The organism is Cupriavidus sp. 05L310 (assembly GCF_056398185.1).
In genome coordinates this window covers 1-14,032 of the sequence record NZ_JBFTOX010000011.1, presented here as the reverse complement: position 1 = coordinate 14,032, position 14,032 = coordinate 1, and the positions used below count along the sequence as shown (strand labels likewise).

At 66.0% G+C, this 14,032-nt stretch carries 16 protein-coding genes; 4 read left to right on the top strand and 12 right to left on the bottom strand.

The window, feature by feature from the left end:
• Window positions 1-243: 243 nt before the first annotated feature.
• Window positions 244-516, top strand: a complete 273-nt coding sequence (locus AC1DS6_RS10000) for an acylphosphatase (RefSeq protein ID WP_441634140.1) — start codon at window positions 244-246, stop codon at window positions 514-516.
• A 9-nt stretch (window positions 517-525) separates the two neighbouring features.
• Here AC1DS6_RS10000 and AC1DS6_RS09995 read toward each other — a convergent pair whose 3' ends face one another.
• From AC1DS6_RS09995 to rpe, 8 genes are all read right to left on the bottom strand, one after another.
• Window positions 526-1,317 carry a uracil-DNA glycosylase gene (locus tag AC1DS6_RS09995; protein WP_441634138.1) on the bottom strand — a complete coding sequence of 264 codons (792 nt, stop codon included), beginning with the start codon at window positions 1,315-1,317 and terminating at the stop codon, window positions 526-528.
• A 57-nt stretch (window positions 1,318-1,374) separates the two neighbouring features.
• Window positions 1,375-2,016: a CYTH domain-containing protein gene (locus AC1DS6_RS09990; RefSeq protein WP_441634136.1), complete on the bottom strand. Its 642-nt coding sequence runs from the start codon at window positions 2,014-2,016 to the stop codon at window positions 1,375-1,377.
• A gap of 19 nt (window positions 2,017-2,035) precedes the next feature.
• Window positions 2,036-2,839, bottom strand: coding sequence for an indole-3-glycerol phosphate synthase TrpC (gene trpC / locus AC1DS6_RS09985; RefSeq protein WP_441634134.1), 804 nt, complete (start codon window positions 2,837-2,839; stop codon window positions 2,036-2,038).
• 41 nt (window positions 2,840-2,880) lie between these two features.
• Window positions 2,881-3,909, bottom strand: coding sequence for an anthranilate phosphoribosyltransferase (gene trpD, locus AC1DS6_RS09980; RefSeq protein ID WP_477102476.1), 1,029 nt, complete (start codon window positions 3,907-3,909; stop codon window positions 2,881-2,883).
• Window positions 3,910-3,965: 56 nt separating this feature from the next.
• Window positions 3,966-4,535 (bottom strand): aminodeoxychorismate/anthranilate synthase component II, encoded by a 570-nt coding sequence (locus tag AC1DS6_RS09975; RefSeq protein ID WP_441634130.1) that lies wholly within the window; start codon window positions 4,533-4,535, stop codon window positions 3,966-3,968.
• 24 nt (window positions 4,536-4,559) lie between these two features.
• On the bottom strand, window positions 4,560-6,077 hold the full coding sequence (gene trpE / locus AC1DS6_RS09970) for an anthranilate synthase component I (RefSeq protein ID WP_045238889.1): 1,518 nt from the start codon (window positions 6,075-6,077) through the stop codon (window positions 4,560-4,562).
• A gap of 456 nt (window positions 6,078-6,533) precedes the next feature.
• Window positions 6,534-7,265: a phosphoglycolate phosphatase gene (gene gph / locus AC1DS6_RS09965; protein WP_441634128.1), complete on the bottom strand. Its 732-nt coding sequence runs from the start codon at window positions 7,263-7,265 to the stop codon at window positions 6,534-6,536.
• Window positions 7,262-7,963 carry a ribulose-phosphate 3-epimerase gene (gene rpe / locus AC1DS6_RS09960; RefSeq protein ID WP_045238867.1) on the bottom strand — a complete coding sequence of 234 codons (702 nt, stop codon included), beginning with the start codon at window positions 7,961-7,963 and terminating at the stop codon, window positions 7,262-7,264. The genes gph and rpe overlap by 4 nt, the downstream gene beginning before the upstream one ends.
• 164 nt (window positions 7,964-8,127) lie before the next feature.
• On the opposite strand from rpe, the gene apaG reads away from it, so the two are divergent.
• Complete coding sequence (apaG, locus tag AC1DS6_RS09955; RefSeq protein ID WP_035872641.1) at window positions 8,128-8,502, top strand: Co2+/Mg2+ efflux protein ApaG; 375 nt, start codon at window positions 8,128-8,130, stop codon at window positions 8,500-8,502.
• 67 nt (window positions 8,503-8,569) lie between these two features.
• Here apaG and AC1DS6_RS09950 read toward each other — a convergent pair whose 3' ends face one another.
• Window positions 8,570-8,779: a hypothetical protein gene (locus tag AC1DS6_RS09950; RefSeq protein ID WP_441634123.1), complete on the bottom strand. Its 210-nt coding sequence runs from the start codon at window positions 8,777-8,779 to the stop codon at window positions 8,570-8,572.
• A gap of 114 nt (window positions 8,780-8,893) precedes the next feature.
• On the opposite strand from AC1DS6_RS09950, the gene mltA reads away from it, so the two are divergent.
• A complete protein-coding gene (gene mltA / locus AC1DS6_RS09945) occupies window positions 8,894-10,063 on the top strand; it encodes a murein transglycosylase A (RefSeq protein WP_441634121.1) in 1,170 nt (389 codons plus the stop codon).
• Window positions 10,064-10,099: 36 nt separating this feature from the next.
• Here mltA and paaK read toward each other — a convergent pair whose 3' ends face one another.
• Genes paaK through paaG form a run of 3 tightly spaced genes read right to left on the bottom strand, consistent with a single transcriptional unit; the run spans window position 10,100 to window position 12,752 of the window.
• On the bottom strand, window positions 10,100-11,401 hold the full coding sequence (gene paaK, locus AC1DS6_RS09940) for a phenylacetate--CoA ligase PaaK (RefSeq protein ID WP_441634119.1): 1,302 nt from the start codon (window positions 11,399-11,401) through the stop codon (window positions 10,100-10,102).
• 52 nt (window positions 11,402-11,453) lie between these two features.
• Window positions 11,454-11,897, bottom strand: coding sequence for a hydroxyphenylacetyl-CoA thioesterase PaaI (paaI, locus tag AC1DS6_RS09935; protein ID WP_441634117.1), 444 nt, complete (start codon window positions 11,895-11,897; stop codon window positions 11,454-11,456).
• Window positions 11,898-11,948: 51 nt separating this feature from the next.
• Window positions 11,949-12,752, bottom strand: coding sequence for a 2-(1,2-epoxy-1,2-dihydrophenyl)acetyl-CoA isomerase PaaG (paaG, locus tag AC1DS6_RS09930; protein WP_441634176.1), 804 nt, complete (start codon window positions 12,750-12,752; stop codon window positions 11,949-11,951).
• Window positions 12,753-12,947: 195 nt separating this feature from the next.
• Here paaG and AC1DS6_RS09925 point away from each other — a divergent pair, with 195 nt between their 5' ends.
• A complete protein-coding gene (locus AC1DS6_RS09925; protein ID WP_441634115.1) occupies window positions 12,948-13,724 on the top strand; it encodes an enoyl-CoA hydratase in 777 nt (258 codons plus the stop codon).
• Window positions 13,725-14,032: the final 308 nt, after the last annotated feature.

Below are 14,032 nucleotides of genomic sequence, written 5' to 3'. Positions count from 1 at the left end.
GTTGCCGGTGCGGGGCCGGCTGGCCCCGGGGCCTGGATGGATCGGCGGCGCGCGCGTGGCGCCGCGCCGGCGTTGGCGGAGAGCGGGATTTGCAATGATGCCGCAACGCCGGGCGCATCGTTGTGCTTTTGGCGTTACCCGTGTTGGGGTGTCCTTACTGGTAACGCTTGGGATCGCAGTCTAGTTTACTTGTGATGCATGCCGCGGCTGTTTCAGCCGCCGCGTCGGGCAAGGGGAACCCAGATGGAAACATGGCACATCGTGGTCAAGGGGCGGGTGCAGGGCGTGGGCTACCGCGCGGCCTGCGCAGGGCAGGCCGGGGCGCTCGGGCTGGGCGGCTGGGTGCGCAACCGGCAGGATGGCTCGGTGGAAGTGATGGCCTACGGGCCGCCTGATCGGCTGGAGGCACTTTGCGCCTGGATGCGGCGCGGGCCGCCAGCCGCGCAGGTCAGCGCGCTGGTGGCGCTGCCCGGCGCGGGCGAGTTCGACGATTTCGACTGCCTGCCGACAGCCTAGCGTCCGGGGTCAGTTGGCGCGCCAATCCACCGGTGCGGCGCCGTGCCGCTGCAGCCAGTCGTTGGCCAGCCGGAAATGTCCGCACCCCAGGAAACCCCGATGCGCCGAAAGCGGCGACGGGTGCGGCGCTTCCAGAACGCAGTGCGAGCCGGCCAGCAAGGGTTTCTTGGCCTGGGCGTGGCTGCCCCACAGCAGGAAGACCAGGTTGGGGCGGGCGGCGGACAAGCCCTGGATCAGGCAGTCCGTTATCGCTTCCCAGCCGCGCTTGGCGTGGCTGGCGGCTTGGCCTTGCTCCACCGTGAGCACGGTGTTGAGCAGCAGCACGCCCTGGCGCGCCCAGCCTTCCAGGTTGCCGGAGGTGGGCGCCGCCGTGGCGCCGTCACCGTATTCCGCGGCGATCTCCTTGAAGATATTGCGCAGGCTGGGCGGCACGCGCACGCCGTCGGGTACCGAGAAGGCCAGCCCGTGCGCCTGCGGAATCTCGTTGCCGTTGACCACGCCAGTGCCGTGGTAGGGATCCTGTCCGAGGATGACCACCTTGACGGTCTCGGGCGGCGTCAGGTGCAAGGCGTGGAACACCTCATGCGGAAAGACGGGCTTGCCGTTGGCACGTTCGCCGTCGACGAAGCTGGCCAGTTCCCGCCAGCCGGCCGTGTTCATGCAGGGGGCCAGCAATTCGCGCCAGGCAGCCGGCAGCGCCGCGGCTTGCGCGGACAGGCTGGCGGCGGCCGGAGCGGGGGCGGCATCGGCAACGGCCGGGGCTGCGAACAGGTCGGCCTGTACGCTGTTGTGCTTGCTCATGCTGGAGGAATACCTGGTTCTTTGTTGGGAGGGGCCGAGGAGGGCGCCGGCGCGACGTCAGGCGCGGCCCGCTCCGGCCGCGAGCCGGTAGCCGCGTGCGGCTTTGCTCTGGTCGGACGGCTTAAGGGGCGCGACATGCTGGAGGCGCAACGCCAGTGCGCGCAGCGCGGCCTCGGCTTGTTGCTGCGTGGGCGCCTGTCCGGCATCGCCGGGAAGCCACTCAAGCTCCAGTTCCCGGATCGTCTCTTGCTCGGCGCTCGCCGGCGCCGAAATCGTTCCGACGTCGAGTGCGGCCTCGATACGAACGCCATCCTGTTCGACCAGCCAGGTGCGCCGCGCGAAATCGGTGCGGAATACCGGCGCCAGTGTTGCGGCGAGCGGCGTCAGCAAGGCGCGGGCTTCGGCCGGGAAGGCGTCGAGTTCGATGGCTTCGGCGGCCACCTTGGTTTCCCACTCGTGGCGGGTGGCCATGCCGGCCTCGCTCTTGCCGGCGGTCTTCAAGGTCTGCAGCCATTGCTCGCCGTGGCGGCGCAGCCGCAGGGCGGCACGGGCGCCGGCCAGGTCGCGCGCGGGGGTGTCGAGGTAGACATTGAGCAGGGTGTGCTCGCCGCGCGCCTGGCCTTGCGCATCCAGCCAGGCCGCGAGCGCCGGCATGGCGCCGTCCGGCACCGCCAGTTTGAGTTCGATTTCCTGGGCCATTTTGGTGTGTGCTTCCCGCTCAGGCAAACAGGCGTGCCAGCTCGGCACCGGGGTCGGGCGCGCGCATGAAGGCCTCGCCCACCAGGAATGCATGCACATTGGCGTCGCGCATGCGCTGCACGTCGTCCGGGCCGAGAATGCCGGATTCGGTCACCACCAGGCGGTCTTCCGGGATGCGCGGCAGCAGGTCCAGCGTGTTGTCGAGCGTGACTTCGAACGTGCGCAGGTTGCGGTTGTTCACGCCCAGCAGCGGCGTCTTCAGGCGCAGCGCGGCATCCAGCTCTTCGCCGCCGTGCACTTCCACCAGCACGTCCATGCCAAGCTCATGGGCGCAGGCTTCGAGTTCCGCCATCAGGCCGTGGTCGAGCGCGGACACGATCAGCAGGATGGCGTCGGCGCCCCAGGTGCGGGCTTCATAGACCTGGTAGAGGTCGATCATGAAGTCCTTGCGCAGAGCCGGCAGCGGGCAGGCGCCGCGGGCGCGCTTGAGGAAGTCGGCGTGGCCCTGGAAGAAATTCACGTCGGTCAGCACTGACAGGCAGGCCGCGCCATGGCTGGCATAGCTCTCGGCAATCGCCTCCGGCACGAAATTCTCGCGCAGCACGCCTTTGGAGGGGGAGGCTTTCTTCACTTCGGCGATCACCCCGGCGTCACCGGCGGCGATCTTTTCGCGCAGCGCGCGCTCAAAGCCGCGCGGCGCCAGGCCCGGCTCGCCGCGCAGGCTCTCGGCCTCGGCGCGCAAGCTGGGCAGGTCGCGCTTCTTGCGCGCCGCGTTCACTTCGTCGGCCTTCACGGCCAGGATCTTCTGCAGGATATCGGACATGCGGTAATTCTCTCGCTCGACGGATGGGCTACGGGGCCGGCTTATTTGAACTGCTGCGTGGCGCGCACGAACTGGTTGAGCTTCTCGCGCGCCGCGCCACTGGCGATGGCTTCGCGCGCGCGCTGGATGCCGTCCTCGATCGAGGTGGCCACATTGGCCGCGTATAGCGCGGTGCCGGCATTGAGCGTGACGATCTCGCGCGGAGTGCCTGGCACGTCGGTCAGTGCTTCGAGCAGCATCTCCTTGGACTCGGTGGCATCAGCCACCTTCAGGCCGCGATTGGAGATCATCTGCAGGCCGAAGTCCTCGGGGTGGATCTCGTACTCGCGCACCTCGCCGTCCTTCAGTTCGCCCACCAGCGTGGCGGCGCCCAGTGAGACTTCGTCCATGCCGTCCTTGCCGTAGACCACCAGTGCATGCCTGGCGCCCAGGCGCTGCATCACGCGCACCTGGATGCCGACCAGGTCGGGGTGGAACACGCCCATCAGGATATTGGGCGCGTCTGCCGGATTGGTCAGCGGGCCCAGGATATTGAAGATGGTGCGCACGCCCATTTCCTTGCGGATCGGCGCCACGTTCTTCATGGCCGGGTGATGGGTGGGCGCGAACATGAAGCCGATACCGGTCTGCTCGATGCACGCGCCGACCTGTTCCGGCGTCAGCATGATATTGACGCCCAGCGCTTCCAGCACGTCGGCGCTGCCCGACTTGGAGCTGACGCCGCGGTTGCCGTGCTTGGCGATGCGCGCGCCGGCGGCGGAGGCGACGAACATCGACGCCGTGGAGATATTGAAGGTGTGCGAGCCATCGCCACCGGTGCCGACGATGTCGACGAAGTTCTCGCGGTCCTTGACGGGCACCTTGTTGGCGAACTCGCGCATCACCTGCGCCGCCGCCGAGATCTCGCCGATGGTCTCCTTCTTGACGCGCAGCCCGGTCAGGATGGCCGCCGCCATCACCGGCGACATCTGGCCCTGCATGATCTGCCGCATCAGGTGCAGCATCTCGTCATGGAAGATCTCGCGGTGTTCGATGCAGCGGGTCAGGGCTTCCTGGGGCGTGATGGACATGGCGGTTTCCGTCTTGATATTTGATGGCGCGGGCGCGTTCGGCGTATCGAGCAGTCTCATCGCGGCGCCTTGATGAAGTTGGCCAGCAGCGCATGGCCATGCTCGGACAGGATGGACTCGGGATGGAACTGCACGCCCTCGACGGCTAGCGTCTTGTGGCGCACACCCATGATTTCGCCATCCGGTGTCCAGGCGGTCACTTCCAGGCAATCCGGCAATGTCTCGCGCTCGATCGCCAGGGAATGATAGCGCGTCACGTCGAAATGCTTGGGCAGGCCGGCGAAGACGCCTTCCTGCGTGGTCTCGATGCGGCTGACCTTGCCGTGCATGACCTGCTTGGCGCGGATCACCTTGCCGCCGAAGGCCTCGCCGATGGCCTGGTGGCCCAGGCACACGCCCAGCATCGGGATGCGGCCGGCAAAGTGCTGCAGCGTCGCCACGGAGATACCGGCTTCCTTCGGGCTGCACGGGCCGGGCGAGACGCAGATATGGTCGGGCCTGAGCGCCTCGATCTCTTCCAGCGTGATTTCGTCGTTGCGATAGGTGCGCACGTCGGCGCCGAGTTCGCCGAAGTACTGGACGAGGTTGTAGGTAAACGAATCGTAGTTGTCGATCATCAGCAGCATGGCGGTTCCCCTGTTCCCTTTACCTTAGATATCCGAATCCAGGCCGTCCTGGACCTGCTCGGCGGCGCGGATCACGGCGCGCGCCTTGGCTTCGGTTTCCCTCCATTCGGCTTCGGGGTCCGAGTCCGCAACGATGCCGGCGGCGGCCTGCACATAGAGATTGCCGTCCTTGACGATGCCGGTGCGGATGGCGATCGCCAGGTCCATTTCGCCGCCGAAGGACAGGTAGCCCACCGCGCCGCCATAGATGCCACGCTTGCGCGGCTCCAGTTCGTCGATGATCTCCATCGCATGCACCTTGGGCGCGCCCGACAGCGTGCCGGCCGGGAAGGTGGCGCGCAGCACGTCCAGGTTGCTCATGCCGGGCTTGAGCGTGCCTTCCACGGAACTGACGATGTGCTGCACGTGGGAGTACTTCTCGATCACCATCTGGTCGGTGACCTTGACCGAGCCGGTCTCGGCGATGCGGCCGATATCGTTGCGCGCCAGGTCGATCAGCATCACGTGCTCGGCGATTTCCTTCGGGTCGTTGAGCAGTTCGGTGGCGAGCTGCGCGTCCTTTTCCGGCGTGTTGCCGCGCGGGCGGGTGCCGGCCAGCGGACGGATGGTGACGATGTGATCCTCGCGCTGGTCGCCATTGCTGCCAACCCGGCGGGTTTCCTGCCGCACCAGGATCTCGGGCGAGGCGCCCACGATCTGGAAGTCGCCAAAGTTGTAGAAGTACATATAGGGCGACGGATTCAGCGAGCGCAGCGCGCGGTACAGCGTCAGCGGCGAGTCGCGGTACGGCTTGACCAGGCGCTGGCCGATCTGCACCTGCATCATGTCGCCGGCCATGATGTACTCCTTGGCCTTGTGCACGGCGGTGAGGTAATCGGCCTTGTCGAACTCGCGGTAGACGTCGGTCTGCACCGAGGGGCTGGTGATCGGCACATCCACCGGCTGGCGCAGCTTCATGCGCAGCTCGCGCAGGCGCTGGCGGGCACGGGCGTAGGCCTCTGGCGTGGTCGGGTCGGCGTAGACGATCAGGTAGAGCTTGCCTGACAGGTTGTCGATTACCGCCAGCTCTTCGCACAGCAGCAGCTGGATGTCAGGCAGATTCAGATCGTCCGGCTTTTGCGTGTTGGCCAGCTTCTTTTCGATATAACGCACGGCATCGTAGCCGAAGTAGCCAGCCAGGCCGCCGCAGAAGCGCGGCAGGCCGGGGCGCAGCGCCACCTTGAACCGCTTCTCGAAATCGGCGATGAAGTCGAGCGGGTTGCCTTCATGGGTTTCCACCACGCGGCCGTCGGTGACCACTTCGGTGCGCATGCCGTGGGCGCGCAGCAGGGTGCGGGCGTGCAGGCCGATAAAGGAGTAGCGGCCGAAGCGCTCGCCGCCCACCACGGATTCCAGCAGGAAGGTGTTGACCCCGCGCGTTTGCGACTGCGCCAGCTTCAGGTACAGCGACAGCGGCGTTTCCAGGTCGGCGAAGGCTTCGGCGATCAGCGGGATGCGGTTGTAGCCCTGCTCGGCCAGCGATTTGAATTCCAGTTCGGTCATGTCGATCCTCTTGTGCTGCGGCGCCTGCGTATCAGTATGGCGCACGCCGCGATGTCGGCAACTTGGGGCTGGAAGGTCGTCAGACCCGCCCCGGAGAGACCATGGCGCGGACGAGTGTCCACGCACGGCCGGGGTGGGCGTGCAGCGCGTTCGGGTGACACCGGCGCAAGGCTGGGATGTCGGGCGGCTGGAAAATCAGTGAGGGTCCGGCAACCTGCCGGTCTGGCCGGCCCCATCCTGGTACGGATGCATCGCGGGGATGCGGGAAGGGGGCGGTCAGGAGACTCGCGAACGCACTTTACGCCTGTTGGGAGGCGCGCCAGCGACGCCAGGGCCAGGCCTGCCGATCACTGCCAGAAGAGATGCGTTTGCGGTTCAGAAACATGAAATCGTGTTCAGCGATTTATGGTTTGGGTGTTTGGCGATGCTGGTGTCCGACGGCCGTGGCCGCCAGGGTCATGTCCGATGTGCCGCAAAAAGCTCCGCAGCCAGGACAATGGAATCGACTATACCATCGGCGTCGACGCCTTGTACAGGATTGCCATGGTTGTAGCCATAGGGCACCAGGAGCACTCCCATGCCCGCCGCGCGCGCTGCCTGCGCATCGTTTTCCGAGTCGCCGATCGCCGCCATCTGGGCCGGCTCCAGCCGGAACGCATCGGCCACCTTGAGCAGCGGCAGGGGATCCGGCTTGCGCAGGGCGAAGGCGTCGCCACCGTAGACCAGCTCGAAGAAGCGCCCCAGGCCTGTCTTCGCGAGTAGCGGCTCGGTGAAGTTGTGTGGCTTATTGGTTACGCAGGCCAGCCGCAGGCCTGCTGCCTTCAGCGCCGCCAGCCCCTCGGTGACGCCGGCGTAGACTCGCGAGAACTGGCCATTGATGCGCAGGTATTCGCGGTCGTACAGGGTCAGCGCATCCGCGAACATCCCATTGGCGTGGGCTGGCGAGAAGCGCGCGTCAAGCACGCACCGGATCAGGTTTTCCGAGCCCTTGCCGACGAAGCTGACGATTTCCGCCTTGCCCATCGGCTCGGCGCTGCCGAGTTGCGGATGCAGGTGGACCAGCGCCTTGAGCATGGCATTGACCGCGGCATGGAAGTCGCCCGCGGTGTCCACCATGGTGCCGTCCAGGTCGACAATGACGCCCCGGATACCGCGCCAGTCGGTGCGTTTAGGCTGGACCACGCTCATTGGCCAACCTTGGCCAGTTCGGCGCGCATGGCCGACAGCACGCCCTTGTAGCCGCCATCGGCGTCCGGCTTGCTGAACACGGCCGAGCCGGCGACAAAGGTGTCGGCGCCGGCCGCGGCAATCTCGGCGATGTTGTCCACCTTCACGCCGCCGTCCACTTGCAGCAGGATGCGACGGCCGGTGCGCTCGGCGTAGGCGTCGATACGCTTGCGGGCCTCGCGCAGCTTGTTGAGCGTTTCGGGAATGAAGGACTGGCCGCCGAAGCCGGGGTTGACCGACATCAGCAGGATCAGGTCGATGCGGTCCATCACGTGGTCCAGATGGTGCAGCGGCGTGGCCGGGTTGAACACCAGACCCGCCTGGCAGCCATGATCGCGGATCAGCGACAGCGTGCGGTCGATATGGTCGCTGGCCTCCGGGTGGAAGGAGATGATATTGGCGCCGGCCTTGGCGAAGTCCGGGACGATGCGGTCCACCGGGCGCACCATCAGGTGCACGTCGATCGGGGCGGTCACATGCGGGCGGATCGCCTCGCACACCAGCGGGCCCACGGTCAGGTTCGGCACGTAATGGTTGTCCATCACGTCGAAATGGATCCAGTCGGCGCCGTCCGCGGTCACGCGCCGCACTTCCTCGCCCAGGCGGGCAAAGTCGGCGGACAGGATGGACGGGGCGATGCGGTAGGTGGGCGTGCTCATGGCGGGGCTCGGAGGAGGGTGCTTCAAGGGGAAGGCGGTATTTTACCCTCCCCGCGCAGCGTGGCGCTGCCCGCAGGCGGGCAACTCGCGGCGGCTTTGCTTGCCGCCCCCGGAGCCTTGCCGCACAATGCGGCTACCCTGATCCCGCCTGCGATGTGCCGACAATGAGCGAATACGCGTTTTCCGTGGCTGTACGGACCCAGTACCTGACCGACCAGTCAGACCCCGAGCGGGGGCGCCATGCCTTCGCCTACACCATCACGATCCACAATACCGGCGAGGTGGCGGCGCAGTTGATCTCGCGCCACTGGGTCATTACCGATAGCGACAATGGTACCCAGGAAGTGGCCGGCCTTGGCGTGGTCGGGCACCAGCCGCTGCTCAAGCCGGGCGAGCATTTCGAATACACCAGCTGGGCCACCATCTCGACGCCGGTGGGCTCGATGAAGGGAGAGTATTTCTGCGTGGCCGAGGATGGTCATCGCTTCGAGGTGCCGATTCCGGAGTTTGCGCTGGTCCTGCCGCGCATGCTGCATTGAGGCGCGCCCGCCGGGGCGGGGCCGGGCTGCAATGCGTGCAAGGCTGCCCGCCGGCGCGGCGCGGAACCTATTGGCCCGGCGTGCGGTCCTGATCCTGTCGGGTATGGGCAGCGTCCTGGCCGGCACGTGAAGGATGATTGTCCGGAGCGCGGCTTGGGCGCGGGTTTTTCTTGGCCGTGCCCATGGTCCAGAGCACGATAAAGATCAGCAGGAAGAGCGCCAGTCCGGCCTCAAGGGCGAACAGCAGCATGGGATGGGCTTCGAAAAACTTGCTCATGACAGGGCGACAGGGCTACGTGGAGGCGACGGTGGGCATTGTAGGCCATAGCCCGCCACGGCTGGCCGTGGCATCCGCTGCATCCGCGACAAGCTGAGTTTTCATCCAATCAAGATGGCATACCTGCATTCCTTTTTCCGTTTTCCATTTTCTCCCCCCCGGGCCTCGGCCGCACAGGCACGCAAGGAGGCCGGCGGGTGCCGGCTCGGCTGGCTGGGGCTGGCCGCCGCGGCCTCGCTGCTGGCCGGCTGCATGAGCGGTCCGCCGCCCCGCGTCGAGGGGCCCGGGACGCGGCCCGTGACACCGCCGACCGGTTCCACGCAGAAGGGCGTCCTGCAGGCCGCCAACTGGAACGAGATCGGGGGCTGGGGCCAGGACGACGTGCGCGCCGCCTGGCCGGCGCTGCAGGCCAGCTGCCAGGCCTTGAAGAAGCGCGCCGAATGGAACCGCGTTTGTGCGCTTGGCATGCTGGTCGATGCCGGCGACCTGGGCGCCATGCGCGCCTACTTCGAATCCAACTTCCAGCCCTTCCGCGTGGTCAACGGCGACGGCACCGACAGCGGGCTGATCACCGGCTATTACGAGCCGATCCTGCATGGCGCGCGCACGCGCCAGGGCCAGTACCAGATCCCGCTGTACCGCAAGCCGCCCCAATGGGCCAACCGGCCGCTGCCGGCGCGCGCCGAACTGCTGCAGAACCCGGCGCTGCGCGGCCAGGAGCTGGTCTGGGTGGACGATCCCGTGGAAGCCGCCTTCCTGCAGATCCAGGGCTCAGGCCGGATCCGCCTGCAGGACGGCAGCGTCATGCGGGTGGGCTTCGGCGGTACCAATGACCAGCCGTTCCGCTCCTTCGGCAAGTGGCTGCTCGACCGTGGCGAGATCACGCCGGCGCAGGCCACCATGCAGGGCATCAAGGCCTGGGCGCGCGCCAATCCGGGCCGCGTCGAGGAAATGCTCAACGTCAATCCGCGCTTTGTGTTTTTCCGTGAGCTGCCGGCCAACAACGATGGGCCGGTCGGCGCACTGGGCGTGCCCCTGACTGCGGAGCGCTCCATCGCGGTAGATCCCGCCACCATTCCGCTGGGCGTGCCGGTCTTCCTCTCCACCACCAGGCCGCTCTCCACCGAGCCGATCCAGCGCCTGATGTTCGCGCAGGATACGGGGACCGCCATCAAGGGGGGCGTGCGCGCTGACTTCTTCTGGGGCGCCGGGGATGCGGCGGGCGAAACCGCCGGCCGCATGAAGCAGGGCGGGCGCATGTGGGTGCTGATGCCGCGTAGCTAGGCCGCCGGCCGGCCAGTCCTGGCCGGCCACGGGCTTTCAGCGCGGGCGCTGGTCGACGATGCGCCGCGCCTTGCCCACGGAGCGCTCCACGCCACCGGAGGGCAGGATCTCGATGCTGACGGTGACGCCGATATAGGCCTTGATGTCGTAGGTCAGCTGCTTGTTGGCCTGCTGCGCGGCCGCAGGATCGACGCCATGCGCGCATTCCACGCGCACGGTCAGCACATCGAGATGGCCGTCCTTGCTCAGCACGCACTGGTAGTGCGGCGCCAGTTCAGCATGCTTGAGGATCAGTTCCTCGATTTGCGAGGGGAACACATTGACGCCCCGAACGATCATCATGTCGTCGGAGCGGCCGGTGATTTTTTCCATCCGGCGGAAGGCCGGGCGGGCGCTGCCGGGCAGCAGGCGGGTCAGGTCACGGGTCCGGTAGCGGATGATCGGCAGCGCCTCCTTGGATAGCGAGGTGAAGACCAGTTCGCCAAACTCGCCATCGGGCAGGACTTCGCCAGTGACCGGATCGATCACTTCCGGATAGAAATGATCTTCCCAGATGGTCGGGCCGTCCTTGGTCTCGGCGCACTCGTTGGCCACACCCGGCCCCATCACTTCCGACAACCCATAGATATCCACCGCCGAGATGCCCATGCGCTTCTCGATGGCCAGGCGCATCTCGGGCGTCCAGGGTTCGGCGCCGAAGATGCCGACCCGAAGCGAGGTGGACGCGGGATCGATGCCCTGGCGCTCGAATTCGTCCGCGATGGCCAGCATATAGCTGGGCGTGACCATGATCACTTCGGGCTTGAAATCCTGTATCAGCTGAACCTGCCGCTCGGTCTGGCCGCCGCCGAAGGGGATCGCTGTGAGCCCCGCTTTTTCCACTCCATAGTGCGCGCCCAGGCCGCCGGTGAACAGCCCGTAGCCATAACTGATATGCACCTTGTCGCCGCGCCGGGCTCCTGCCGCGCGGATCGAACGCGCCATCACCGTGGCCCAGGTGTCGATGTCCTTCAGCGTATAGCCCACCACCGTGGGCTTGCCGGTCGTGCCCGACGAGGCATGGATGCGCGCCACACGGTCCTGCGGCACGGCAAACATGCCGAACGGATAGTTGTCGCGCAGGTCCTGCTTGGTGGTGAAGGGAAAGCGGGCGAGGTCGGCCAGGGTCCGCACCTGGTCCGGATGCACGCCGGCGGCGTCGAACTTGGCACGGTAGACCGGCGAGTTCTGGTAGGCGTGGTTGAGCGACCATTTCAGGCGTTCCAGCTGCAAGGCCTGCAATTCGTCGCGGCTGGCGGTCTCGATCGGATCGAGCGGCAGATCTGTCAGGCGCGTCATAGTGTCTCCTGCGCGTGGGGGCTTATGTATTGGTGTGTCTATGTCGATGGATTCACGCCGGTTCCGGCGGGGTAACCACATGCCCCTTGATCTGGGCGGACTTGCCGCGGAACATCGCCACCACTTCGCCCGCACGGTTGATTACGCGGATATCGTAGATGCCATGCCTGCCCGACAGGACCTGTTCCGTGGCTTCGGCGGTCAGCACGTCGCCATCGTGTACGGGTTTGAGGAATTCGATGCTGCAGCCCGCGGCCACCGTGTTGATATTGTGACTGTTGCAGGCGAAGGCAAAGGTCGAATCGGCCAGCGTGAACATCAGGCCGCCGTGGCAGATGCCGTGGCCGTTGAGGAACTCCTGCCGTACCGGCATGGACAGGCGCGCGTAGCCGGGCCGTACGGCCTCAAGGGTAATGCCCAGCCAGCGGCTGCAGGCATCGGCTTCGTACATGCTGGCGGCGGCCGCTTCGGCAAGGGCCTGGGGATTGTGGGTCAAGCTGGTCTCCTGTCGGGGGCGGGGAGGGTGGATTACCGGTGGGGGCCGGCCTTAGCGGCCGGTGAAGCGCGGCGCGCGCTTTTCCAGGAAGGCGTTCACTCCCTCGGCATAGTCATGCGAGGCGCCCAGTTCGCGCTGCAGGTCGCGTTCCAGGTCGAGCTGGACGTCGAGCCCCTGGCTTGCGCCGGCGTACATCGCCTGCTTGATGGCTGCCAACGCCCGCGTCGGCTGAGCCGCCAGGTGGGTGGACAGGGCCAGCGCTTGCTCGGGCAGCAGGGGGTCGTCCATCGCCTCCCAGATCAGCCCCCATTTCTCGGCCTCTTCCGCGCTGAGCTTGTCGCCCGTCATGGCCAGGCCCATGGCGCGCGCCATGCCGATGCGTTTGGGGAGCAGCCAGGTGCCGCCGGAATCCGGGACCAGCCCGATTTTGACGAAAGCCTGGATGAAGCTGGCGGAGCGCGCCGCCAGCACCATGTCGCAGGCCAGGGCAAGGTTGGCACCCGCGCCGGCCGCCGTGCCGTTGACAGCGGCGATCACGGGCAGCGGCAATTTTTGCAGGCGCCGGATCAAGCGGTTGAACCACACATCGATCAATTCGCCCAGATCCGTCATCGCACCGGGTGTGAAATCCAGGTCGGCCAAATCCTGTCCCGCGCAGAAGCCACGCCCTGCGCCGGTCAGCAGCAAGGACCGCGCGCCGCCGGCCTCGACATGGTCGAGCGCCTGCTGCAGCACGGCGTGCATCTCGCGGGTGAAGCTATTGAGCTTGTCGGGGCGATTGAGCGTGATAACCGCTACCTGGCCGTGCCATGCGAGCAGTATCGGGCCGGAAGTCAGGCTGACCTGTGGGGGCATTTCTGGCATCTTTGTCTCCTGCCATGTTTGTGGCTGCTATGTCTGGTGGTACGCCGGCGCTCCCTTATATATAGACGGAAGCGGAGCGCCGTTTAAATAAACCGACCAGTCGGTCGGCGAATGGTAGCACTAATTTCCACGCGCGAGTATTGTCTCGCTGGGTAACGAATCGATCCACTTCCAAGAGGAGAGCACATGTCGTACGAGAACATTCTGGTGGAGACGCGCGGCCGCGTAGGCCTGGTGACGTTGAATCGCCCGAAGGCCCTGAACGCGCTTAACGACGCGCTGATGGATGAACTGGGCGCGGCCCTGCTTGCCTTTGATGCCGATGAGGCCATCGGCAGCATCGTGATTACCGGCAGCGAGCGTGCCTTTGCCGCGGGCGCGGATATCGGCATGATGGCCAAGTACTCCTATATGGATGTGTACAAGGGGGACTACATCACGCGGAATTGGGAGGCTATCCGCCGCGTCCGCAAGCCGGTGATCGCGGCGGTAGCGGGATACGCGCTGGGCGGTGGCTGCGAACTGGCCATGATGTGCGACATCATCATCGCGGCCGATAGCGCCCGCTTCGGCCAGCCGGAAGTCAAGCTGGGCACGATGCCCGGGGCCGGCGGCACCCAGCGCCTGCCGCGCGCCGTGTCCAAGGCAAAGGCCATGGACCTGTGCCTGACCGCGCGCATGATGGATGCGGCGGAAGCCGAGCGTGCAGGCCTGGTGTCGCGCGTGGTTGCGGCCGACAAACTGCTCGACGACGCCCTGGCCGCCGCCGAGACCATCGCCGGCTTCTCGCTGCCAGTGGTCATGATGATCAAGGAGTCGATCAACGCCGCTTACGAGACGAGTCTTTCCGAAGGTGTTCACCTTGAGCGCCGCCTGTTCCACTCGACCTTCGCGACTGAGGACCAGAAGGAGGGAATGGCCGCATTTGTGGAGAAGCGCGCGGCCAATTTCCAGCATTGCTGAAAACTTGATAGGTAAATACCCGAGTAACCTTATCGGGTACTCATCTTCCCGATGCGGCTGGAAAGGGCATATTTTCTTTATAGATCAATGGGTTGATTTCGATCGCCAAAAACCTCTCTCATACTTGTGTGACAAAGCTGTTGCCAAGTTGGGTTGATCCCCTTAAGATTCGCCCCCTCGCAACACAACTACCGCGCTGCAAAGCAGGCGGGACAAGGGTTGCGGGGTTGGCAGGGGTGGTTGGCGGCGCGAAAGGCGCGGCGAACTGAAGTAAAAAAACCTGTTGACGAAACGCTGATTGCTCTTCA